The sequence below is a fragment of the Legionella nigrisilvae genome, from assembly GCF_977063395.2.
In genome coordinates this window covers 1-22,294 of sequence record NZ_CDRUGZ020000021.1, presented here as the reverse complement: position 1 = coordinate 22,294, position 22,294 = coordinate 1, and the positions used below count along the sequence as shown (strand labels likewise).

Sequence of the window (22,294 nt, the reverse complement as noted above, 5' to 3'; positions counted from 1 at the left end):
GATAAAAGATCAAGGTTAAGGTAAGATTAAGGGGGGGATGCTTTACGATTTTTTTACGCTTTCAAATGCTGCCCATCCTAAATGGAACAACATATGGGCCAATATCGCGGCAATAAGTCCCCATTGCCAAAATAAATAGCCAAAAAGTAATGATTGATAAAGGCTTAGTATAATTAGCGAGTAAATAAAACGTCTGGTAGACGTACAACCGGAAGCGATGTACACAGGGAGCTGGCTTACTACCAATACCAAACCGCTAATAAAAATTGAAATCCAGATGATTAAGCTAGGGTATTGGTTTGTAAAGAGTAACGCAAAAAAGGTTGCAAGGTTCATTAAACCCCAGCGGCCAATAATTTCTTCTACGACACCACCATAAAGAACACAGCCATCTACCCCCAGGGCGGTGCGTAAACGAGTCATGGTTTCCATATTGTTCTTATCGACGATGCGTGCGATGAGGCCATAATAGAGAATTAAAAAAATTATTACCCCCACCACGGCATACAAAACAGTAGGTAATAAAATAGGAATTAATACACTGACTCCTGCTGTACCTTGCAGCAGAGCCTCAAGCCTTGCGTCATGTAAACCGGTCGAGGGAGATAACACGGCGCCTGCAAAGCTGAGAATAAAGATCATAAATAAGGTTTGCAAAATGGCGAAGCGACTCATTCTGTTCTTTAGTTCTTCGGAATTATTCGGCAATAAAAAATAAATTAAACGTTTAATAGCAATGACGACGCCAGGGATGGATAAGCAGAATAGAACGGTGATCAAAGGCCAATTGATTGTCATTTTTTATCCTTAAATAGAACTGCATAGAAAAAGCCATCCATACCTTGTTCTCCGGGTAAAATTTGTTGACCATGCCCTGTTGCCCGTCCCCATGGCCTAGGTTCTCTTATTATCGTACAGTCAGAATGGGTTGCAACAAAATTTGCGATTTGTTGCTCATTTTCAACAGCCATTACTGAACAGGTAGCATAAACAAGTAAACCACCTTTTGCGAGCAAGGGCCATAAGCAATTCAGCATGTTGTGCTGAATTTTGGTTATGGTAACAATTTCTTCATTATTACGTAATAACTTAATATCGGAGTGGCGTCGAATAACCCCTGTTGCAGAGCAGGGGGCATCCAATAAAATACGATCAAATAGTTGGCCATCCCACCACTTGGCGGGAGTTAAGGCATCCCCTTCGACTAAATCGGCATGCAAGTTGAGCCGATCTAAGTTTTCTTGAACTCGCTTCAATCGTTTAGCATCAACATCTAAGCCAATACACGCGGACAGATGGGGTTCCTTTTCTAGAATATGACACGTTTTTCCTCCGGGAGCGCAGCAGGCATCGAGGAGGCGTAATCCAGGTTCTAAAGACAGTAAAGAGGCTGCTAATTGTGCTGCAGCGTCTTGAACAGAAACTCGTCCCTCTGCAAATCCTGGAAGTTTGTGCACATCACACGGTTTGCTTAAAGTAATTCCTTCAGCTGCTGTAGGGTGAGGTTCAGCGGCAATGCCTTCTTGATTTAAAATTTGAATGTATTCAGTAACTGAATTTTTTTGCCCATTTACCCGTAAGGTCATGGGTGGATGCATATCATTTGCTTTGGCAATTTCTTGCCAGTTATTCGGCCAATCTGCTTGCAAACGTTCCAGCAACCATTGGGGTTGGCCATGAATAAATCGAGTATCTTTTTTTAAGCGTTCCAGAATTTCTTTTTGCTGGCGGCAGAAATTGCGTAAAACAGCATTGACTAAACCCTTTGCCCAGCTTTTTTTGATTTTTTCAAGTAAGGAAACTGTTTCTTTGACTACAGCATAATCAGGTGCTTGCATGTAGTGCAATTGATAAAGCCCTATGAGTAATGCAACCCAAATTTCCAGTTCTTTCGGTTTTTTTTGCAGTAAGCATTCCGCGATAGCTTGTAAACGAAAATAATGACGACAAAAACCGAAGCAAATCTCTTTGGTCATCGGGGTGACTTCGGCTGTTGCAGGCATAAGTTGCGATAAAGAGGATTTCTCAGTTAATAACTGAGTTAAAATTTTTAAAGCGTGCAGTCGTTCGTTCTTGTTCATCAAAACACAAACCCTGCATGTACTTGTGCTTTTTTGGAGTTTAGCCAATCGGCAATTGAGATTACTTTAGCACCTGGAAGTTGGATTCGTTCTACCAGCAGACTTTGGTTTCCAGTTGCAATCAACATGCCTTTTTTGTCGATGCGAATGACGGTACCGGGTGCTTGTGAGAATGATTGGTTTACGACAGTTGCTTGATGAATGCGCAACGCTTCCTCCCCAAGGGTTGTATAGGCGATGGGCCAAGGATTAAACGCACGAATTTTTCGGTCGATTTCTGCAGCTGAGTCCTGCCAATTGATGCATGCATCTTCTTTGTTAATTTTGCTGGCATAAGTAGCCAAATCATTATTTTGAATTTCAGGTTTTTCAGTGTGGGTGGCTAATTCATCGAGGGTTTGTAATAAAGGTCTAGCCGAAATCTGTGCCAGTTTGTCATGTAAGGTTTGTGCAGTCTCTAATGCCGTGATCGGGCAGGCAACCTTGTGAAGCATAGCACCGGTATCCATGCCTGCATCCATTTGCATAATCGTAACCCCGGATTCGGTATCCCCATGAAGGAGTACAGACTGAATAGGGGAGGCACCACGCCAACGAGGCAACAAGGAGGCATGCACATTAATACAACCTAAGCGTGGAATTTCCAACACTGCTTTAGGTAAAATCAATCCATAAGCAATCACCACTAAGACATCAGGTTTTAAAGCTGCAAGCTCTGCAATTGCTTCGGGATTTTTAAAATTCACAGGTTGAAATACTGGAATATTATGATTTAAAGCCCACTCTTTTACCGCGGAAGCTTGTAGTTTTCTACCCCGACCAGCAGGACGGTCTGGTTGAGTATAAATGGCTTTAATATGATGTTTTGAATGCAACAATGCCTCAAGACAAGGCAAACCAAATTCTGGAGTTCCAGCAAAAACTATATTCAATGTACTCATGGTAACTACCTGTCGATCAAGGATCGTCTTTAAGGGACGCATCTTTATGAAAAATCTTGTGGAACCGACAAGACCTTATCTACGTGCATGTTGGCGCTTGAATTTATCTAGTTTTTTTCGTGCCATAGCTTTTTTTAACGGAGATAGTAGATCAATAAACAGTTTGCCATTCATATGATCAATTTCATGCTGCAAACATTCGGCAAGTAAGCCTTCTGCTTCAATCTCAAAAGGTTTTCCGTTTCGATCTAAAGCTTTGACGGTAACTTTTTCGGCACGAATAACTGTATCATAAGCCCCAGGAACAGAAAGGCAGCCTTCTTCAAATTTTTTTTCACCTTCTGACGCAATAATTTCAGGATTAATGATAACCAATTGGTTCTGCTTGTCTCCCATAATATCTATAACGGATAGACGCAAGCTCACACCAATTTGAGGTGCTGCAAGTCCGACGCCCCGTGCGTCATACATTGTTTCAAACATATCGTCGATTAAAGTTTGCAATTTATCATCAAAATGCACAACTGGTTTTGCCACATCTCTTAATCGAGAGTCAGGTAAATATAGAATCGTATGAATGGCCATTGTTTATCTGGTTCTCTGTACAAAAATCATGTTAATATTATCCTTCATATATTGTAAGGCTGCAAGATATTCCAACAAAGGATTGACTCTAATGAGATTTATTCTCTTTATATTCTTTTTTTTCCTATCTAACTTAAACTATGCATTAAGTTTAAAAGCAGATGCTCCAGGACGTTATGTTGTGCAACCCGGGGATACTTTATGGACAATAGCCAATCGCTATCTCAATAATCCATGGGAATGGAAGCAGCTTTTGCAGGCCAACCCTCAGCTAAAGAACCCTAATCGTTTATACCCAGGAGCTGTGCTTGTTTTACGTTATTCCAAAAACCAACCTTACCTTAAAGTATTATCCAATGGGACAATAAAGTTATCTCCTAATGTCCGTCCTTTGCCTTTAGATGAACCCATTCCTGCAATCCATTTAAGCGATATAAAGCCATTTCTAAATGAATCGCTGATATTAGATCAGGATGTAGTCAGTAGGGCCCCTTATATTGTTGCGTTGATAGGGGAACACATGTTAGGTGGTCAAGGAGATGAGGTCTATGTTCGAGGATTACATCCAGCACGAGAAATTCCCCCTGGCGGGATTCCTGCCTATTCTATTTTTAGAGGGGGGAACGATTATGTGGATCCAAAAACTAAGGAACTCTTAGGATATCGAGCCGATTTGATTGGTTATGCCGAGTTGATAGCGGGGGGTGAGCCAGCAACTATTTTATTAACCAGCATTAACGAAGGAGTTAGAATACATGATAGTGTTCTGATTAATAATAGTCCTGAATTTAACTTGTACTTTGAACCTAAAGCACCTCTCTTTATTGTAAGAGGCTATATTATTGACATGCCTAATGGGATGCCTAGTGGGAATGTTGAAGAGGCTGCAGGGGGTGTGGTGGTTATTAGTTTGGGTGCTCGTGATGGATTGGAAGCTGGGGATGTTCTCGGTATTTATAGGGAGTCAGGCACTGTTAATGACCCCAAAAATCCTTTGATCCCTATTCGATTACCGCCTGAACGTATTGGTGAGCTTATGGTGTTTCGGGTGTTTAGTAAAACAAGTTTTGCCTTGGTTGTTCGGTCAACACGCGCTGTTAATTTATTAAATTATGTGGCTAATCCATGAATAATTTACCCTATTATCTTGCATTAAACCGAATAGAACGAGTGGGTCCCCGCACCGTTATCAAACTACAAAATCGTTGGCCTGAGTTGCAGCAAATGTTTCAACTCTCCGTCACTGAACTCGAACAAGCGGGCTTACCGGGGGGGGTAGCGCAGGCTATAGCTCAATTTGATATGAATGTGATTGAAGAAGACTTGCGTTGGTTGCATGCAGCAGACGATCATCATCTTCTTACCTGGGAGTCTCCTGAATATCCTTCTTTACTAAAGGAAATTACGGATCCCCCCATTGTTTTATATGCTAAAGGCCAGCTTGCCTGTTTAAATCAGCTTAAACTTGCAATAGTAGGAAGTCGTAATCCTACAGTAACTGGAAGTGAAAACGCACGACACTTTGCAAAGGCAATCGCTTCGCATGGAGTGGCTATTGTGAGTGGTTTGGCTCTAGGTATTGATGCGCAAGCTCATCAAGGTTGTTTAGAGGCCGAAGGGCAAACAATAGCCGTGTTAGGGACAGGAATTGATCGAATTTATCCCCATCGGCATCAGGCATTATCACAAAAAATTACTCAAAATGGCCTATTAATAAGCGAATTTCCTTTGAAAAGTCCTCCTATCGCTGGACATTTCCCCCGAAGAAATCGTATAATAAGTGGTTTATCATTGTGCATTTTGGTTGTTGAGTCGGCAATCAAGAGTGGATCACTAATCACGGCACGAATGGCCTTAGAACAAAATCGAGATGTTTTAGCGATCCCGGGCTCCATTCACAATCCTCTGGCTCGAGGGTGTCATTACCTGTTGCAGCAAGGAGCCAAATTAGTTACTTCAGTTGTGGATGTTCTTGAGGAGTTAGGAATTGTTTCGGAACCGCAAACAGCTGATAAAGCTATTTTACCTCTTGCCAGCGGGAATAAAAACCTAGTAAAGTTCATTGGCTTTGAAATGACTACAGTGGATCAGATCATTTTACGTAGCGGATGCACCGTTGAGCAAGTCACAAGTGAACTTGCAGAATTAGAATTAAATGGGGCTGTTGTATCTGTGCCCGGTGGTTATATGAGGTGTTAGTATATGAAAGATAACTTATTTGAGATGTTATTGAGTTTATTTGAACAAAGTCTTACTCAACTACAAGAAAGCCATAAAACCGCTGATTCGGATGCAACGGAACTAAATGAAGATGAAGACGTAGCTTCTGAAGAAGTTTTACATTTGAAATTACAACAACACACATCAACTCGTATTTTCACTTACGATGAGCAAATGAAACTGACTAAGGCCAGTTATCAATTTCTCATGCGTATGAAATTATGGAAAGTTCTTAATACCGAATCATTTGAAATGATTATGAATCAATTATTATTTTCTGAGTCTCGCATCGTTACTCTTCAAGAAACTAAATGGACAATAAGAAATGCTTTGGCGACTTCATTGAATGAAGAACAATTGGCTTTTCTTGATTTAGTTCTTTATCAAACAGAAGATGAATTGACATTACATTAAAAGATCGTCTATTACCTATATTACTATAAGTTGGTGATATTTCATTTTCAGCCTCACTATCCCATGTTGTTCTCAAACGTGGGTATTGGGATGCTTAGGGATGAAGTGAAAAGGATAAGGTTAACGTTATATGAGTAAACATTTGGTGATTGTTGAATCACCCGCAAAAGCGAAGACAATTCAAAAATATTTAGGCGGTGATTATGAGGTTGTAGCCTCTTATGGACATGTGCGCGATTTGCCAGCACGTAAGGGGTCCGTTAATCCCGAAAAACAATTTGCAATGACTTATGTTCCTATTGAAAAGAACTCGCGTCATATCGAAACCATTGCCAAAATGCTCAAAAAGTCAGATTCCTTATTCCTCGCAACGGACCCTGATCGCGAGGGTGAAGCTATTTCTTGGCATATTTTTGAATTAATGAAAGAAAAAAATCTTACCAAAGATAAACCTATTCATCGAATTTTTTTCAATGAAATTACTAAATCAGCAATCCAGGACGCCATAAATAACCCACGTTCAATTTCCATGGATTTAGTGAATGCGCAACAAGCTCGACGTGCGTTGGATTATTTGGTGGGATTTAATTTATCTCCGTTGTTATGGAAGAAAGTTAGAAGAGGGCTTTCTGCGGGCCGTGTACAAAGTCCAGCGCTGCGACTTATTGTCGAGCGAGAAGAGGAAATTGAACGTTTTGTTGCTCAAGAATATTGGAAGATTTTAGCGGAGTGCCTTCATACAAAAGTATCTTTTGAGGCGCGATTGACGCATTACAAAAATGAAAAACTGCAGCAATTTACGGTATCCAAAGAAGAACAGGCTCAACTCATCAAAGAGGACCTGATTCGTCAAGCCCAGGGCTCTTTACTCGTAACTCAAATTGAGAAAAAGCAACGCAAACGTAAACCTTCCCCCCCGTTTATCACCTCAACCCTCCAACAAGAAGCTGCACGAAAATTGGGTTTTACCGCCCGAAAGTCGATGATGGTTGCGCAACAATTGTATGAAGGTATAGATATTGGAACGGGGACTGTGGGTCTTATCTCCTACATGCGTACCGACTCAGTGAATTTATCGTCAGAAGCAATAGAGGAGACACGACAATTTATTTCGGAACGTTATGGTGCCGATAATTGTCCTGCAAGCCCCAGAGTTTATAAAACGAAATCTAAAAATGCTCAAGAAGCGCATGAGGCAATTCGGCCCACATCTATTAAACGAACACCAGAAATGGTGCAATCGGCTTTAACTACCGATCAATACAAACTCTACAGTTTAATTTGGAAGCGTACCGTAGCTTGCCAAATGGCTGATGCAATTTTGGATACGGTTGCTGTTGATTTAAGTTGTGGTGAAGGCAATATGTTCCGTGCGAATGGTTCGACAATTACGTTTCCTGGTTTTCTCTCTGTGTATGAAGAAGGGCGTGATGATACCAAAGACGATGAAAATGAAGGGTCGTTACTACCTGCATTGAACGTCGGTGAGAAAGTCAAAGTACAAGATATATTAGCCAACCAACACTTCACTGAGCCGCCGCCAAGATATTCTGAAGCAACTTTGGTTAAGGCACTGGAAGAATATGATATTGGACGACCGTCCACTTATGCGTCGATCATTCACACATTGCAACAGCGTGAATACGTTATTGTTGATAAGAAAAGATTCTTTCCAACGGACGTTGGTCGCATAGTAAATCGCTTTTTGACCGGTTATTTTACCCGGTATGTAGACTATAAATTCACTGCTGAACTTGAAGATACCCTGGATGCCATCGCCCGGGGTGAAAAAGAATGGATTCCGGTTTTAGAAGACTTCTGGCAGCCATTTGTCCAGCAAATTCAAACTACGGATGAACAGGTACAACGTAAAGATGTAACCACTGAAGTTTTAGATGAAGAGTGTCCAAAATGTGGAAAACCCTTATCCATAAGATTAGGTAAACGTGGACGCTTCATTGGCTGTACGGGCTATCCAGAGTGTGATTACACGCAAGATATCGCAGGTCAGGATCATGAAAAAAATGAACCTGAAGTGGTCGAGGGAAGAGTATGTCCGTCTTGTTCCAGTTCCCTGCATATAAAAACAGGACGTTATGGTCGTTTTATTGGTTGCAGTAATTATCCTCAATGCAAGCATATGGAACCTATAGAAAAACCAGCTGACACAGGGGTGGAATGTCCTAAATGCCATGAAGCAAAAATCTTGCAACGCAAATCAAGAAAAGGAAAGATTTTCTATTCTTGTGGAAATTATCCTAAATGTAATTATGCTCTCTGGAATGAACCGATAAATCATCAATGCCCAAACTGTAATTGGCCGATTTTGACGGTAAAAGAAAGCAAAAAGTTTGGTCGACAAATTCTTTGTCCACAAGAGGGATGTGGTTATTCTTCAAAGGAAGAACTTGAGGAATCTAAATAGACCTTTTAATCCTGGGTACGGTGTGTACCGCGCCCAGGGTATAAAATGGTTTTGATCAATAAAAATCAATATTAGTCGTCGTCACATCTAACGGACCTACTGGATAAGAATAAACCGATACGGGTTCAACAACGGGTGCAACAGCAGGAGTAACAACGCGTGTGACAGCAACAGGTCTGTAGGAAACTACCGGTCGATATCTGACTACAGGTTTGTATGTAACTGCTGAGGTATATGAAATTGCCGGTGTGTATACCGGTGTATAAGCGGTGGTGCAACAACATCCTGCCAAAGCAATACTTCCTAAAAGAATAATCCATTTCATTATGTAGCCCCCTTTAATGGATGCCTACAAAAAGTGTAGATTATTTAAACATTAAACTCAAGATTTGAACTATTAAGGCCTTTGTAACTGTGGAGCAGTTCCCTTTCTCTATGAAAATAAACTCATTCTTCCTGTTCATTTTGAATCAGTATATACTCATCATTTTCTTCTTAGAAATAACTCAAACAGGATGTAATGATGTTAGACAGGACCATTGTAGTTGATGAGCAATTTTTAAATCGAGTACAACAAGCAGATTTTCCCAAACCCCATAGTACAATGTGTCCGGAAACGGCGGAATTGGATAAGAAAACTGCTATCGAGCTCTTTGATTCGCAAATCAAGTCACGTCTTCTTGATTTGATTGCCAGACAGCTCAAGGAAAAAGGTTTATCATTTTATACCATTGGCAGTAGCGGACATGAGGGTAACGCGGTTTGGGGGCAAGTTTTTCGTCCCGATGATATGGCCTTTTTGCACTATCGAAGCGGCGCTTTTTATTTACAGCGTGCTAAAAAGGTACCAGGTACTGACGGAGTTAGAGACATTTTACTTTCTTTAGTTGCCGCATCTACTGATCCGATTTCAGGAGGACGACACAAAGTTTTTGGTAGTGTTCCTCTAAATATACCGCCACAAACTTCAACCATTGCTTCGCATTTACCCAAGGCTTTGGGTGCTGCATTATCGATTACGCGAGCCAAAGAATTAAACATTCAAAGTAACCTAAATCCAGACTCAATCATTATTTGTTCCTTTGGAGATGCATCTACAAACCATGCTTCCACGCAAACCACTTTAAATGCTTGCTCATGGATTGCCCAACAAAATTATCCTGTTCCCATCGTGTTTATTTGTGAAGACAATGGAATAGGAATTTCAGTACCCACACCACCTCAGTGGATAGAGCGCTCCATCAGTTCTCGACCTGGTTTGCATTATATTGCTTGTGATGGCTTGAATATTGCTGATGCCTATGCGAGCGCACAAGAGGCAGAGTACTTGGCGCGGGTCAAAAAACAGCCTGTTTTCTTACACATGCGTTGTGTCCGTTTATTAGGGCATGCAGGATCAGATATTGAATCACAATATTGTACGCAAGCGGAAATCGAAGCTCGAGAAGCGCAAGATCCTTTATTGCATACGGCGGGTCTTTTATATCGCGAAGGTTGGATGAGTATTGAAGACCTATTGAGTTTATACCAAAGTAATAAAGATTTAATTGCAGCCAAAGCGGTGGAGGTCATAAGACAGCCTAAACTCTCCAGTGCCGAAGCCGTAATGTCTTCATTGATTCCCAGCGGACCTAAGAAACAACCATTTCCTTTGCCGAGCGAAGAACAGCGCGCAAAAGTTTTTGCCAATGCCTTTTCACAATTAGCTCAAAAACGAAATTTATGCCAGCAGATCAATTTTGCTTTGACTGATTTAATGCTGCAATATCCTAATATGCTGATTTTCGGTGAAGATGTTGGCAAGAAGGGTGGGGTTTATAGAGTGACCGCCGATTTACAGGCTCGTTTTGGACAACGCCGAGTATTTGATACGATATTAGATGAAACCACAATTCTCGGGACTGCAATTGGCATGGCGCACAATGGATTTATTCCCGTCCCAGAAATCCAGTTTTTGGCTTATTTGCATAATGCTGAGGACCAGCTTCGTGGCGAAGCCTCCACGTTGTCCTTCTTTTCCAGTGGCCAATATCAAAACCCTATGGTTTTGCGTATAGCCTCATTGGCTTATCAGAAGGGATTTGGGGGGCATTTCCATAATGATAATTCTATTGCTGTGTTACGCGATTTGCCGGGTGTAATTGTCGCCTCTCCTTCAAATGGACCTGACGCAGCAAAAATGTTGCGTACATGCATGCGTCTGGCGCATGAAGAGGGAAGGGTAGTCGTCTTTTTAGAGCCAATTGCTTTGTATATGACCAAAGATTTGCATGAAGCGGGTGATAATGGATGGTTATTTAATTATCCAGCACCTGATGCTCAGATCGAGCCGGGAGAAGTAGGTGTTTTTGGAGAGGGCCCCACAGTCATATTAACCTATGCCAATGGATATTATTTATCACGGCAAGCTGCAAAGGTACTGCAAGAAGAACACAAGATTGCTGTGAAAATAGTCGATTTACGTTGGCTTAGTCCCTTACCGGTCGAAGCAATTTTGAAAGAAATAGCCAAAGCGAAACAAGTATTAATTGTCGATGAAGGCCGACAAAGTGGCTCAGTAAGCGAAGGATTAATGACCATGTTGTTGGAAGAAGCCTCATCCAAATTGAAAATAAAACGAATTACCGGCAAAGATTGCTTTATTCCTTTGGGTAATGCTTGGCAATATTTGTTACCCAGTAAAGAAAGTATTATTGAAGCGGTAATTGCGTTACAGTCAGATAAAAGGGAGAAAGAAAGTGGACGACTTGTTGTTTCTTGATGATCAATTAAACGGTGATGAACGCATGATACGTGATAGTGTCGCGCGGTTTGTTACTAATGATGTAATACCTTTGATGGTAGAGTCTTTTGAACATGCTCAATTTCCACGCGAGCTTATTAGAAAATCTGCAGAAATGGGGTTGTTGGGTTTGACCTTACCGGCGGAATATGGTGGGGCAGAGGCTTCATACGTGGCTTATGGCCTAGTGTGCCAGGAGTTAGAACGCGGAGATAGTGGCTTACGTAGCTTTGTTTCGGTACAAAGTTCTTTATGTATGTTTCCCATATTTCGTTTTGGTTCTGAAGAACAACGATTGCGCTTTTTACCTGGAATGGCTACAGGTGAGATCATTGGCTGTTTCGGCTTGACTGAGCCTGATTTCGGTTCCGATCCTGCGGGCATGAGAACTACTGCCAAAAAAGTTAAAGGCGGATGGACTCTTAATGGTGCAAAAATGTGGATCACCAATGCACCCATTGCTGATATTGCTATTGTGTGGGCAAAAACCGATGAAGGGGTTCGTGGATTTATTGTAGATACTAAATCTGAAGGATTAAGATGTCCTGAAATCAAATTAAAGATGTCATTGCGTGCTTCAATCACCGGCGAATTAGTATTTGATAATGTTTTTGTTCCTGATGAAAACTATCTTCCTGGCAGTGAAAAAGGTTTAGGGGCTCCTCTGAGTTGCTTAAGCCAGGCACGATATGGAATTGCTTGGGGGGCGATGGGCGCGGCAATGGCTTGTTTTGATATTACTCGCGACTACCTGTTAGAGCGTAAACAATTTGACAAACCTTTGGCATCATTTCAGCTTATTCAAAAAGATCTGGCAGATATGTATACTGAAATTATTAAGGCACAATGTCTTAATTTACAAATAGGCCGAATAAAAGATAATCATCGTGAAAATCCAGTGATGATTTCTCTGGCTAAAGGTAATGCATGTCGGGAAGCATTAAATATTGCACGAAAGTGTAGGAATCTATTAGGTGCTAATGGAATCAGCCTTGAATATCATGTGATTCGTCACATGCTTAACTTAGAATCAGTCTTTACGTACGAGGGCACAGATAACGTTCACACTCTTGTACTAGGAAAACATATTACAGGAATTAATGCTTTTGCTTAAACCAAGCACAAAAACGGTTAAGCACCAAGCTCAATGACTTAAACGTAACCCGTGAATTCTAACGGGTTACATTCTATTTCACCCACGACAAGTCATTGGCATCGGTAGAGTTTAACAGGAGTTCCTTTCTCAAAAATGGAACTTATCTTCATGCAATGGGATTGTGTGAAGTAAAGCAGGTTTATTGGGCAACTTACAGGAGTATCTATGTTTAAAATGATTTTAAAAAGAGCGTTAATATTAAGTTTACCTGTATTGAGCATGAATGTGCAGTCCGGGCCAAGCAAAGAGTTTTTAGCCAATCAATGCTATGAGCTTTCTCGAGTTATAATATCCTTGGCGGATAATCAGGAAAAAAAGAGCTGCACCAATAAGCTTTATAGAGCTTCCGTACAAATGAGCACTGCAGCCCTTTTAATAATGGAAGACTCTTCTGATGTAGCAAAAGAGATATTGAATAATGCAGTAGCAGACCTGCAATATGCAGAATTACTCAGCTGCAAACAATACATTCAAATCGCACACTCTAAATTTGAAGCTCAGAAGATTAAAACATTATTGTAATAATGATACTCTTCAAGTGCTTATAGAAGCCTTGAAGAGTTTGAGGAGCTTTTAGTGTATTCCTATTTAAAAATTCTATTTTTAGTTCTTATTATTTTTGTTGTTGGCGTTGCAATTGGCGTGCAGTTCCATCCATCAATTCATGAATTCATGGAAAAAATCTGGAATAAGCTCACTCGAGAACAAATAATGGAAGAAGTGCATTTTTGTCCTCCAGCTCATATCGTCCAACAACATCAATATAACCCTGAAGCATTTCAAGTCGACAAATTATATTGGCAGATGGAGTATCAAGGCTGGAAAGCACCTGAGAAGATAAGCTTTATGCAAGCACTCATTAATTCTAATAATAATTTAGTGTGTTATTACCACTGGCCAAATCCAAAAGATAAAGGTACTTATTTATGGCTGACCATTCACTTATCCCCCTCTGTAAATCAAATAGTGACCCCTTATGGACCCTACTGGACCATTCAAAAGGAAGAGATGCAATCACTATGCAGTGCAGGAATAAATGCCTGTGGCATTTTGCTTTCAGAAAGTGCTAAAAGAATTATTCCTCAAAAATAAATACTTTAGCAGTACCCGGGTAGGGCGTAGTAAACCCGGGTTCTGAGCTCAACGTTCCCGGGTGTCGCTAGACTCCACCCCGATTAAAAATACTCGTTATTCGATAACCCCTTGTTATTTCCCCCAGACTTAGTTATCATTTGCCATCAGATCGGGGCGTAGCGCAGCCTGGTAGCGTACTAGCATGGGGTGCTAGTGGTCGAAGGTTCAAATCCTTCCGTCCCGACCAGTCTCATCAAGGGTTATAACGAATCCACATCCCCTAGCATGAATTCTTGGCTACACTTCTGGCTACACTTTCAAAATTTTCCATAGGCTAGTGTGTAAAAAAAATAGCTCCTCAATTCAATTGCCACTTTCATCTATTGAATTTATAATCGGCACTCTGCTAAAAAATAATTTTGAACAAGGAGATGTGATGAAAGAATTTTATATTAATAGAATCGATGCAGAAGAAGATAAAGATGAGTATATGCCTTGGTAACTAAAGAAGAGAAAAAGTATTCCATCTGATATTTTGCTGTAGAAGTAGTATGAAATTAATCTTAAACAATGATGTGTTTGCAGTAATCGATGATTTCTTAGAGCCATCCCCTTTTGAAAAAATTTGGAATTTTATTCAAACTGAAAAATTTAAGTTTGTTCATTCTTCTAGATGGATAAATGCTTTTAGTCTCGAGGATGGCGCTCCTCTGTGGGGTAACGTTACTATTTCTCATTCAAGGCCTGAACCCTGCACTACAGAGCAAATTTACCCTACCGATACAACAATTGATTTATTTATACAGGCACTAATTGTGGGCTCTGCGGAGTTTTCTCATTTAATAGGGTTTAAAGATAGAGATTGGGACTTTTTCTATGCTAGGCCCTACCTTTACCCAAGGGGTTCAGGACTTTCTTGGCATACCGACGGAAAATATAAAATCTCAGGCGCGTATGTTTATTACTGTCATCCTAATTGGGATATGAATTGGGGAGCCGAATTATTAATTAATCCTATACACCAGCAAGAATTTGAATATCCTGAAGTCTCTTTAATTAATAATGAGATGAAAAAAGCAGGGTTCCACCTTAATAGCTCAGAGTTGAATAACTATATTGGCGATGGAATAGGCTATTATATCGTACCGAAACCTAATCGATTGGTTATTTTTAAAAATAATATTTTGCATTGTATAAAAAAAGTAGAAAATGCAGCAGGAAATCATGTACGGGCATCGATAACTGGTTTTTTTATGAGTAATGACAAAATACAGGAAGTGAAAGGGGGGCTGAAAAGACCATTCATTTATAATTATTAGTTTGAGCCCCACCAAATTATAGACAACCCCCAATCTTAATATGCTTGGAATTAAGAAATGAATTTAGTGCACGAAATATCCCCTACACAGGCTCAAGAAAAAGTAAATTTTGTTATTTTGATACCTCATACGGATGAAGTTACTTTATATAACCCTATACTTAGGGAAGAAGATGTTCCTTATAATGAACAACCAAGTCATTATCAATTTAAAAAATGGTCTGCTTGGTGTTCTGCTCATTTCTCCTCTTATTACTACTTTGTTAAGTATAAAAATGCTCTCTTAAGATGTAAGCAATTTTTGTATGATTTTGGGCCTTTATCAACATTAGATCATGCTGCTTTATACGATCATTGGGTTTGGGAAATGAAACCCCACGTTTTGAATCAGGAAAGTATTTGTTGGATTGGTTATGATTATTCGAAATCTAAAACGTTAAGTTTTTTATCCCATGGAACTAATATTGAACTTCGTTTACTTGAAGGAAATTTGAAGGATGAGGAGTTCTTAGATCTTTGTAAATTTTTTTCTCCTCTTTCATCATCAAGTGAAATCTTAGAAAAGAGCTTTTTTGAACTATCGTATTGGTCACGCTACAACAACTGCGTAGAAAATGCGTGCATTAATAGAAATGAATATAAACCACCTTCAAGTTTATGGAATTTAAGATGGCCAATGCATAATATCCTTAGAAGTAGCAGGCCGGATTCCTATACTAAGTATTTAAACCATCTTAACTTAGACTTTATTCCAGATAGCCAAATTATTTATGGTAATGAAAATCAAGTAGAAGAAATTCAATTTGTTATGTTTCCGAAGAATGAAAAGAAAAACCAAATTGCATGGTTTCGTGTTTTCAATAAAGCCTCTTTCCCAATAAAGAAGCCAGCACTTTCTAGATTGCCAAATATGAATTCATTTAGTGGATACAGTAATTTTAATTTAACTGTCCTAAACCCGAAGAGTGATATGATTTCCAGCAATATATACATTGCCAGTGTTAATAATTGTTATGGGCCACATGATGCTCTGTGGTGGGATAATGAAAATACTTATTTACTACAGCTAAGCGCTAGTGCTAATAACTCTATAGAGTATTTTAAGGGAATTTTTTGTCAACTTATGGATGACAAACGATCAATGGACTCATGCACTTTTAGTATGGATATATTAAGCTAGCACCAAAAGCTACCAGTAAAGCTCCAATCCACTGATATTGGGAAATCTTTTCACCAATAAAATAAGCAAATATTTGCGCAAATACCACTGAGGTATTACGAAGAGTAAGGGCTAGACCAGCTTCAGCATGACGCAATCCAATTAAAAATAGCAAGAAAGATAATGCACTTATAATTCCTCCTAGAGAAGTCATTTTCCAATTGGATTTAACTTGTTCTTTGAATATTTGTCTTTGTTTTTTCTTCATCAAAAGAAAAACACAAGGCAAAGCAATCCATAAAGCTGCAGAAAAGAGCGCAGCTGGGTTTGCACCATATGCTAAAGAACGACCGTAGCATAAATGATAACCAGCAATGCAGATGCCACATAGAACAGGAAATAACAGTTGTCTTGATTGATCAGGGTTAAAAGTTTGGCTTGTTAGTATCAATCCAAAAAGAACAGAGGATACACCAATGACACTAAATAAATTTATATTTTCACCAAGGAAGCATGCTGAGATAAACCAGACAATTACCATGGCGCTACCTCGCATAATAATGTAGGCTTTCCCAAGCGAAGACTGACTAAAACTGATAGCTAATGTGATTATATAGCCTCCTTCAAATAAACCGGAGGTTAGTGCCCATAAAAAGGAATCAGATGTTTCAAACAATGGACCAGAGAAAAGAGGAATAAATAGAAGCGAGAATACAGTTGCAAAACTCATAATTCCCAATACTTCGTAATAGGGAGTTGAATTGCGTTTGGCAAATGTATTCCATGTTGCATGGAGTATTGCGGATAAAATTATAAATACACCAGAACCCATTTCAGTTCATTTTGAGTTAAATAATCGATTATTGTAACATTGAATCAACGGGCTATAATACTTGTTTAAAACCTAATAGAAGTTTCAAAGTGGTTTTAGAGTTTAAACTAGTAGAAAAGAAGCCCCAAAGAGGGGCTTAATAGCTTGAAAAAATATATGCCTGTCCACCAAACTCTACCGAACAATAATCACTAATAAAAAGATCACGAGCAAAAGCTTCATAATCAAAATAGCAGATCAAACTATCCGGCAATTGATGGGCATAACAGTCATCAAATAACTGCCTGGAAAAATCAACCTCTGAATCATAACAACCTTGGTAATGCTCCTCCAACATAGTTTGTGCATCATCTATCGAATAGTCAGAGAGAAGAGCTAAACCCAGCTCCCCGTGTTCTTGGATAAATGAGGTGTACTCCACAATATTGCATATTGATTCGTACTCATGGATTTTGATGCTGCCGAATCCTTCATAATCATGTATGGCATATTCTTCAGCATTGGGTTCAGGGCTGTTATCCAGCATTTCCCAGATTTCTTCTATGATGTCATCTTCGCTTTGCGTGGCATCTATCCAAACACCATACAATATGGAGTTATTGTAAGAGGCTAAACAGGCAACGTAGATTGAAGGGGTGTCCATGGGATTATCTCCTTGTGTTAAGGGGGCAATCCCACACAGGAGCTTGCTCCCGTGGTAGGGTATGATCAAAACGGTAGTTCTTCTGAATCGGGTTGCAGTATTTCTCGCATCTGAGCCATGTGCTGTTCTGCGGTTTTGCTGCTTGATTCATCAGTAGATTTGGGTGTGCTGAGTAGCTGAATATGGCTGACAACAATGCTTAAGGCTTGACGCGCTTTACCTTCATTGTCAGTCCATTGATTAGAACGTAGTTTGCCTTCAAGGTATACTTGCGCCCCTTTCTTTAAATATTCAGTCACTTTAGTCAGCTTTCCAAAAAGCACTAGCTGATACCATTCCACTCTGGTTTGCCATTCATCATTCTGTTTGAATGACTCATTGGTTGCTAAAGTGGCTGTGACAAAAGATTGTCCGTCTTTTCCGGTGATGCTTTTAGGATCAGCCCCTAAATTGCCGATTAATTGAACGCGGTTTAAAGATGCAGTCATTGTATTCTCCTGTTATTTGTTAAATGTGAGCGCATAACAGAAAAACATCCGCATAGGCAGATGGTTTTCTGTTATGCAGATAAGACTTAAATCGTTTCAATCAACAAGCGATTCGTTGAGTATCAAACAGTTTGACAAAAGAAATCAGAGATTCCAGTTTGTGCATACTTAACTCTGCTTGCTGAATATCATGGGGATTGATTTGCAGTCGGTGGCGACTTAAATCATTGACACAACAATTCAGCTCAAACAGCAAATGTTCGATCTCAAATTGTGCTGGTTCCAGTTGTTGCATTATAGGCTCCTTGGAAATAGGGAGGATTAGCCCCAAAGGGACTATTAATCCCAATTGGGTTATGCAAAAAGATCACCGAAACATCGGTTGATTTACCTGGTTATTAATGATGATGTGCTCGAAGCACTCCTCGGGCGCAAGGCCGTAAAGACAACTCCTGATGGGGTTTCCCTGCTAAACGCTTTGCCATGGAATTAGGGAACAAGATGGCATATCACAAGACCTGTAGGTTTCGTCAGAATCGCACTGACTCTTCAGTTGTGTTGCTTTTAGATTATCAAGCCAGAACTGGAAATCAAGCGCTTTTTCCAAATGATAGTAAATGAACTTATTTGAAAATTTATTAATACACAGTTTTCTGATAAGTGATACAATTCAAAGATTAGCTCCCCGTTATTTGAGTATTATTTAGATGATTAAAGCCTCCTCAAATGAGTTGCGTTTTTGTTTCAGACCAATGAATAAATCTCAACATGAACTTGTTCTGGCGTGGATTCATCAGCCACATATTAATGAATGGCTTCATGGTGATGGTCTAAGTAATACGATTAAAGACATTGATCAATTTTTAAGTGATGGGGAATCGTGGGCTACTCATTGGATAGCCTATGATAATGAAATCCCATTCGCTTATTTAATTACTTCTGAAATAGAGAAATCAGAAGAATATCTTGATGGTGCAGTTACTCTAGATTTATTCATTTGCAGATTGGATTATATCGGTAAGGGATTATCAGTATGGATGATTCATGAGTTTATTTTAAGTCAATTTTCTGATGCAAAAATAGTGCTTATTGATCCTGAGATCTCTAATGAGCGTGCGGTTCATGTTTATAAAAAGGTTGGTTTTGAAATTATTGGAGAATTTCTAGCTTCATGGCATCCAGTGCCACATTATAAAATGAAATTGTGTATTGAAAAGCTAAAAAAACAAAAAGTGTCAGCCTAAATAAATTTTGGTTATGGATACTCTGGAGTGGCCGAGGTCTCTACTTATAATTCCACGGGCTTCACGATCTATTGCTTTTTCTGATTGAGACAAATATTTAGATGATTTTCCACCCTCAATTGGACATTTTAATGACTGTTTATCTGGAGAAAGCTGACTCGTGATTTCATGATATCTTTTTTGAGCATAGGCATGACGCAGACCATGGCACTTTTTAAGTCCCAGCTTTTCTGTTTCAGTTTGGTATTGCCTTAAATATTGTTTATAGGTTTTGCCTTTGGGGATCAATGATCGACCATGAGGTACTTGCTTAATCGCTTTTTCTAGCCATTCTTTTTGTTCATCGTTGGTGATATCTATGGATCTCCCAATACCGCCTTTTGTCCAGCTGGATTTTAATATTAGACGGTCCCCTCTCCAAGCATCACTGATAACTAATTTCATTGACTCTTCACGGCGTAAACCAAAGAGGCATTGGGCCTCAAGAGATAGACGTATCATTGGATTTTCGCATTTTGAGAAATCTACGTTAGTGATGGCTTTGTTATGTGTTGGCACATAATTCCGCTTGTCAATTTGATAATGATCATTGCTCGGCTTGATCAATTCTGGTTTATTGAGCCAGATAGATAACTTCCTTAGTTTAGACATGTAATTTTTGATAGTAGCGGGGTTTTTACCCAGTTTTTTCCAGTGCTCTACTAACACATAAATGTGTTTTGATTTTAGCCCTTTAACATGAGCAACCATAAAACCCTGGTCATGTAGATCCTTAATGCAGCGATTTAAGATATGGCGTGTGTCGGCTTTGCTGGCATGGGAATATACGCCTAACTCTTTGACACATTCATTGATCGAAAATAATGCGCTTTTCAGCTTTGATTTACTCATGGAGGTATGCCCATAGTGTGTTGCGGGATTTTATTCCCAGTTCATCATGTAATACTAAACAGGTTTGGTAGTTGCCCAGAATCGGTAGTAAGTATTCGTACATCTGTCTTGCATATAAATAACGCCAGGATTTTTTTATTGGGATGCTGTGGTCTACCAGTGCATGATTCCAATCTAGCTTGATGCGTTTGTAGCTAAAAAAATGTACCAGGCTTTGCCTATTGGTTAGTTGTTCTAAATCAGACAGAATATTTTTTTGGATTTCATTTCTGATAGGAATGGTTCTATCCACCGAGTTAAAAGTGATCTCGCGTGTGAGCGAGAGTTTATGTTCTTTAATATGGATACCTGGCCTAATATGTATTGCTTCACTAAAAGTTAGGCCAAATTGTGTTTGCAGTGCCATGATGATACGTGGTGTCCTATCAGAGAATGATTCCCAGAGGTTAGGTTGCCATTTTAATCGTTGGCGTTTTGGCTTTTTTCTTTGCAATTGCAAGGATTTGTTATCAATATTGAGTATTTGACAATCAATATCCTGTAAATAATTTCTGATAATTGTCATGTAACGCATAATCGTGGCGTCTTTGACACGGTCTTTTTTCCAATATTCAACCAGCTTTTGAATATGCTCTGATTTCATGACTTGCCATGAGGTAGGCACATCACCAATGCAAAATAAATCATCAATCATTTTTTGTATGACGTAAGCACGCTTTTTCTTTTCTTGATAGCTGCCTCGGTTATCAAGCTGAAAGTACCGATTAGCAGTTTGTCTTAAGGAATATTGTCTCATCATCCAATCCGAAAATTCATTTGCCCTGTTTCTGGTTTAGTGTTGGTCGAGCGGCTCACTCAAAAATGAAACCTGGCAAAAGCCATAAAGCTCGAAGTTGGGGGGCAAAACAATCGTTATAAGGCAAACGATCTCGCCGATTATTACAGTTTTTCTAGTGGTTATTTCTCCTTATTTTGCTGATTAATAAAAACGACAAGACAATGGGCCTTGTCACAAGTCCATGGTCAAATTGAAATAAATTGACTTAAACTCCCGAGGGAGTTGCCCTGCCGGATGGCAGAGATTCCTAGATGGTTTTCCCGACTGAACGTCTAGCCACAGAGTTAGGGAATGAAGTGGCTTTGCACAAGACGTTGGATACGTTTCGCTGGAATCACACCAGCTCTTCAGTTGTGCTTCATTAAAAAGTACCAAAGCGGTGCTTGCTGCGCAAGGGTTTGAAGAAGAGAATTTTGTCCTGACGCCAGACGGGCGCCAGGACAAAATGCGCTAATGTTTTGATTTTACCCGGTAAAATCAAGGTTGGTTTTCTGCGTCACTGCACAAAATTGCAGTGACGCAGAACAGAGGAGTAGAATACGATGCATTAATGATTGGGTTATATATTGTCAAAGGATACTCTGAATCAGACTTACGTTCATTGCCCCTCAAAAATTTGTTTTGTGTAGTCTAAACTTGGAGGGATTATATGTATGCAGAAGAAGGATTAATATTAATTTTATAGAACTGGGGAACATGAAAATTTTTATTGGAATATCAAAAAAATAAGGGGGCATGACTCACATGAAGCATATCAGACTGTCTAAAATAGAAAAAATGAGCTTTTTTAAGGTTGTTCTTATTGTTATTTTTTTCTTCACAGCAATAAACGCCTATGCAGGCAAGGAATCCTATCATATTAAATATCATAAAGATTCCAAAATAAAAAATGTATCTTTATCCAATATCGAGATATTAATAGAGTTCCATCGTAATGGAAATTCAATTGGGAGAATTACTACAAAAACAAGTAATACTCAAGATATTAAGATAGACAACACTTATGGAAAAAATTTGATTATTCATATCCTATCAATGAATATTGATGGAAAAAGGATAAGATGCTGGGGTGTATCGGTAATCCCCCCATTTTTAACTGACACTAAAAGTAGAAACCTAGGCTGCTAGAGCCAATTTTCTTTTGGGTGGTATACCTCCAATAGCCGAGTTAGGACGTTCATTGTTATAAGACCAAAGCCACTT

Annotated in this window: 23 protein-coding genes and 1 tRNA gene; 13 read left to right on the top strand and 11 right to left on the bottom strand. The window is 39.5% G+C overall.

The genetic code is table 11. The features are described 5' to 3' along the window. Positions 1 to 42: 42 nt before the first annotated feature. The 4 genes from ACWTE2_RS11300 to def form a co-directional block, all read right to left on the bottom strand. Positions 43 to 798, bottom strand: coding sequence for a CPBP family intramembrane glutamate endopeptidase (locus ACWTE2_RS11300; protein ID WP_454785408.1), 756 nt, complete (start codon positions 796 to 798; stop codon positions 43 to 45). Further along, on the bottom strand, positions 795 to 2,081 hold the full coding sequence (rsmB, locus tag ACWTE2_RS11295) for a 16S rRNA (cytosine(967)-C(5))-methyltransferase RsmB (RefSeq protein ID WP_454785407.1): 1,287 nt from the start codon (positions 2,079 to 2,081) through the stop codon (positions 795 to 797). Before rsmB ends, ACWTE2_RS11300 begins: the two co-directional genes overlap by 4 nt. Next, positions 2,081 to 3,022 (bottom strand): methionyl-tRNA formyltransferase, encoded by a 942-nt coding sequence (gene fmt / locus ACWTE2_RS11290; RefSeq protein ID WP_454785406.1) that lies wholly within the window; start codon positions 3,020 to 3,022, stop codon positions 2,081 to 2,083. The genes rsmB and fmt overlap by 1 nt, the downstream gene beginning before the upstream one ends. A gap of 75 nt (positions 3,023 to 3,097) precedes the next feature. Beyond that, on the bottom strand, positions 3,098 to 3,607 hold the full coding sequence (gene def / locus ACWTE2_RS11285) for a peptide deformylase (RefSeq protein ID WP_182392723.1): 510 nt from the start codon (positions 3,605 to 3,607) through the stop codon (positions 3,098 to 3,100). A gap of 91 nt (positions 3,608 to 3,698) precedes the next feature. Here def and ACWTE2_RS11280 point away from each other — a divergent pair, with 91 nt between their 5' ends. From ACWTE2_RS11280 to topA, 4 genes are all read left to right on the top strand, one after another. Beyond that, a complete protein-coding gene (locus ACWTE2_RS11280) occupies positions 3,699 to 4,736 on the top strand; it encodes a LysM peptidoglycan-binding domain-containing protein (protein ID WP_454785405.1) in 1,038 nt (345 codons plus the stop codon). Then, a complete protein-coding gene (gene dprA, locus ACWTE2_RS11275; protein ID WP_454785404.1) occupies positions 4,733 to 5,806 on the top strand; it encodes a DNA-processing protein DprA in 1,074 nt (357 codons plus the stop codon). The genes ACWTE2_RS11280 and dprA overlap by 4 nt, the downstream gene beginning before the upstream one ends. Before the next feature lie 3 nt (positions 5,807 to 5,809). After that, positions 5,810 to 6,241 carry a DUF494 family protein gene (locus ACWTE2_RS11270; RefSeq protein WP_182392726.1) on the top strand — a complete coding sequence of 144 codons (432 nt, stop codon included), beginning with the start codon at positions 5,810 to 5,812 and terminating at the stop codon, positions 6,239 to 6,241. A gap of 130 nt (positions 6,242 to 6,371) precedes the next feature. Further along, complete coding sequence (gene topA / locus ACWTE2_RS11265; protein WP_454785403.1) at positions 6,372 to 8,666, top strand: type I DNA topoisomerase; 2,295 nt, start codon at positions 6,372 to 6,374, stop codon at positions 8,664 to 8,666. Positions 8,667 to 8,721: 55 nt separating this feature from the next. On the opposite strand, the gene ACWTE2_RS11260 is transcribed toward topA, so the two are convergent. Next, positions 8,722 to 8,991 (bottom strand): hypothetical protein, encoded by a 270-nt coding sequence (locus tag ACWTE2_RS11260; RefSeq protein WP_182392728.1) that lies wholly within the window; start codon positions 8,989 to 8,991, stop codon positions 8,722 to 8,724. Between the two features lie 198 nt (positions 8,992 to 9,189). On the opposite strand from ACWTE2_RS11260, the gene ACWTE2_RS11255 reads away from it, so the two are divergent. The 7 genes from ACWTE2_RS11255 to ACWTE2_RS11225 all read left to right on the top strand — a co-directional run bounded on the left by ACWTE2_RS11255 (position 9,190) and on the right by ACWTE2_RS11225 (position 16,176). Beyond that, entirely contained in the window at positions 9,190 to 11,427 is a 2,238-nt protein-coding gene (locus tag ACWTE2_RS11255) for a dehydrogenase E1 component subunit alpha/beta (protein ID WP_182393595.1), read from the top strand. Then, positions 11,405 to 12,562, top strand: a complete 1,158-nt coding sequence (locus ACWTE2_RS11250; protein WP_454785402.1) for an acyl-CoA dehydrogenase family protein — start codon at positions 11,405 to 11,407, stop codon at positions 12,560 to 12,562. Before ACWTE2_RS11255 ends, ACWTE2_RS11250 begins: the two co-directional genes overlap by 23 nt. Before the next feature lie 207 nt (positions 12,563 to 12,769). Beyond that, the gene (locus ACWTE2_RS11245; protein WP_454785401.1) at positions 12,770 to 13,126 is read left to right on the top strand and encodes a hypothetical protein; all 357 of its coding nucleotides are present in this window, start codon (positions 12,770 to 12,772) and stop codon (positions 13,124 to 13,126) included. A gap of 54 nt (positions 13,127 to 13,180) precedes the next feature. Beyond that, positions 13,181 to 13,696, top strand: coding sequence for a hypothetical protein (locus tag ACWTE2_RS11240; RefSeq protein WP_454785400.1), 516 nt, complete (start codon positions 13,181 to 13,183; stop codon positions 13,694 to 13,696). A gap of 152 nt (positions 13,697 to 13,848) precedes the next feature. Continuing rightward, positions 13,849 to 13,925 (top strand) — tRNA-Pro (locus ACWTE2_RS11235). A gap of 304 nt (positions 13,926 to 14,229) precedes the next feature. Next, positions 14,230 to 14,997 (top strand): 2OG-Fe(II) oxygenase, encoded by a 768-nt coding sequence (locus ACWTE2_RS11230; RefSeq protein ID WP_014842633.1) that lies wholly within the window; start codon positions 14,230 to 14,232, stop codon positions 14,995 to 14,997. 57 nt (positions 14,998 to 15,054) lie between these two features. Beyond that, on the top strand, positions 15,055 to 16,176 hold the full coding sequence (locus tag ACWTE2_RS11225; protein WP_014842632.1) for a hypothetical protein: 1,122 nt from the start codon (positions 15,055 to 15,057) through the stop codon (positions 16,174 to 16,176). Here the strand turns inward: ACWTE2_RS11225 and ACWTE2_RS11220 are convergent. The 4 genes from ACWTE2_RS11220 to ACWTE2_RS11205 all read right to left on the bottom strand — a co-directional run bounded on the left by ACWTE2_RS11220 (position 16,154) and on the right by ACWTE2_RS11205 (position 18,413). Beyond that, positions 16,154 to 16,987, bottom strand: a complete 834-nt coding sequence (locus ACWTE2_RS11220) for an EamA family transporter (RefSeq protein ID WP_014842631.1) — start codon at positions 16,985 to 16,987, stop codon at positions 16,154 to 16,156. The two genes, ACWTE2_RS11225 and ACWTE2_RS11220, sit on opposite strands and share 23 nt — an antisense overlap. Positions 16,988 to 17,123: 136 nt before the next feature. After that, the gene (locus tag ACWTE2_RS11215; RefSeq protein ID WP_014842630.1) at positions 17,124 to 17,630 is read right to left on the bottom strand and encodes an antirestriction protein ArdA; all 507 of its coding nucleotides are present in this window, start codon (positions 17,628 to 17,630) and stop codon (positions 17,124 to 17,126) included. Positions 17,631 to 17,695: 65 nt separating this feature from the next. Beyond that, a complete protein-coding gene (locus tag ACWTE2_RS11210) occupies positions 17,696 to 18,118 on the bottom strand; it encodes a single-stranded DNA-binding protein (RefSeq protein ID WP_014842629.1) in 423 nt (140 codons plus the stop codon). Positions 18,119 to 18,218: 100 nt separating this feature from the next. Beyond that, positions 18,219 to 18,413, bottom strand: a complete 195-nt coding sequence (locus ACWTE2_RS11205) for a hypothetical protein (RefSeq protein WP_014842628.1) — start codon at positions 18,411 to 18,413, stop codon at positions 18,219 to 18,221. 412 nt (positions 18,414 to 18,825) lie between these two features. Here ACWTE2_RS11205 and ACWTE2_RS11200 point away from each other — a divergent pair, with 412 nt between their 5' ends. Continuing rightward, entirely contained in the window at positions 18,826 to 19,362 is a 537-nt protein-coding gene (locus ACWTE2_RS11200) for a GNAT family N-acetyltransferase (protein ID WP_014842627.1), read from the top strand. On the opposite strand, the gene ACWTE2_RS11195 is transcribed toward ACWTE2_RS11200, so the two are convergent. Continuing rightward, complete coding sequence (locus ACWTE2_RS11195; protein ID WP_014842626.1) at positions 19,354 to 20,253, bottom strand: phage integrase N-terminal domain-containing protein; 900 nt, start codon at positions 20,251 to 20,253, stop codon at positions 19,354 to 19,356. The two genes, ACWTE2_RS11200 and ACWTE2_RS11195, sit on opposite strands and share 9 nt — an antisense overlap. Further along, complete coding sequence (locus ACWTE2_RS11190; RefSeq protein WP_014842625.1) at positions 20,246 to 21,049, bottom strand: integrase; 804 nt, start codon at positions 21,047 to 21,049, stop codon at positions 20,246 to 20,248. The genes ACWTE2_RS11195 and ACWTE2_RS11190 overlap by 8 nt, the downstream gene beginning before the upstream one ends. Positions 21,050 to 21,835: 786 nt before the next feature. Between ACWTE2_RS11190 and ACWTE2_RS11185 the strand changes: the two genes are divergently transcribed. After that, complete coding sequence (locus ACWTE2_RS11185) at positions 21,836 to 22,219, top strand: hypothetical protein (RefSeq protein ID WP_044497860.1); 384 nt, start codon at positions 21,836 to 21,838, stop codon at positions 22,217 to 22,219. Positions 22,220 to 22,294 lie beyond the last annotated feature (75 nt).

Coding starts and splice junctions, on each gene's coding strand:
- ACWTE2_RS11200 (WP_014842627.1), top strand. CDS start 18,826: ATGATTAAAGCCTCCTCAAATGAGTTGCGTTTTTGTTTCAGACCAATG.
- ACWTE2_RS11215 (WP_014842630.1), bottom strand. CDS start 17,630: ATGGACACCCCTTCAATCTACGTTGCCTGTTTAGCCTCTTACAATAAC.
- ACWTE2_RS11260 (WP_182392728.1), bottom strand. CDS start 8,991: ATGAAATGGATTATTCTTTTAGGAAGTATTGCTTTGGCAGGATGTTGT.
- rsmB (WP_454785407.1), bottom strand. CDS start 2,081: ATGAACAAGAACGAACGACTGCACGCTTTAAAAATTTTAACTCAGTTA.
- ACWTE2_RS11300 (WP_454785408.1), bottom strand. CDS start 798: ATGACAATCAATTGGCCTTTGATCACCGTTCTATTCTGCTTATCCATC.
- ACWTE2_RS11185 (WP_044497860.1), top strand. CDS start 21,836: ATGAAGCATATCAGACTGTCTAAAATAGAAAAAATGAGCTTTTTTAAG.
- ACWTE2_RS11220 (WP_014842631.1), bottom strand. CDS start 16,987: ATGGGTTCTGGTGTATTTATAATTTTATCCGCAATACTCCATGCAACA.
- ACWTE2_RS11280 (WP_454785405.1), top strand. CDS start 3,699: ATGAGATTTATTCTCTTTATATTCTTTTTTTTCCTATCTAACTTAAAC.
- ACWTE2_RS11195 (WP_014842626.1), bottom strand. CDS start 20,253: ATGAGTAAATCAAAGCTGAAAAGCGCATTATTTTCGATCAATGAATGT.
- ACWTE2_RS11245 (WP_454785401.1), top strand. CDS start 12,770: ATGTTTAAAATGATTTTAAAAAGAGCGTTAATATTAAGTTTACCTGTA.
- def (WP_182392723.1), bottom strand. CDS start 3,607: ATGGCCATTCATACGATTCTATATTTACCTGACTCTCGATTAAGAGAT.
- fmt (WP_454785406.1), bottom strand. CDS start 3,022: ATGAGTACATTGAATATAGTTTTTGCTGGAACTCCAGAATTTGGTTTG.
- ACWTE2_RS11190 (WP_014842625.1), bottom strand. CDS start 21,049: ATGAGACAATATTCCTTAAGACAAACTGCTAATCGGTACTTTCAGCTT.
- topA (WP_454785403.1), top strand. CDS start 6,372: ATGAGTAAACATTTGGTGATTGTTGAATCACCCGCAAAAGCGAAGACA.
- ACWTE2_RS11255 (WP_182393595.1), top strand. CDS start 9,190: ATGTTAGACAGGACCATTGTAGTTGATGAGCAATTTTTAAATCGAGTA.
- ACWTE2_RS11225 (WP_014842632.1), top strand. CDS start 15,055: ATGAATTTAGTGCACGAAATATCCCCTACACAGGCTCAAGAAAAAGTA.
- ACWTE2_RS11270 (WP_182392726.1), top strand. CDS start 5,810: ATGAAAGATAACTTATTTGAGATGTTATTGAGTTTATTTGAACAAAGT.
- dprA (WP_454785404.1), top strand. CDS start 4,733: ATGAATAATTTACCCTATTATCTTGCATTAAACCGAATAGAACGAGTG.
- ACWTE2_RS11210 (WP_014842629.1), bottom strand. CDS start 18,118: ATGACTGCATCTTTAAACCGCGTTCAATTAATCGGCAATTTAGGGGCT.
- ACWTE2_RS11205 (WP_014842628.1), bottom strand. CDS start 18,413: ATGCAACAACTGGAACCAGCACAATTTGAGATCGAACATTTGCTGTTT.
- ACWTE2_RS11230 (WP_014842633.1), top strand. CDS start 14,230: ATGAAATTAATCTTAAACAATGATGTGTTTGCAGTAATCGATGATTTC.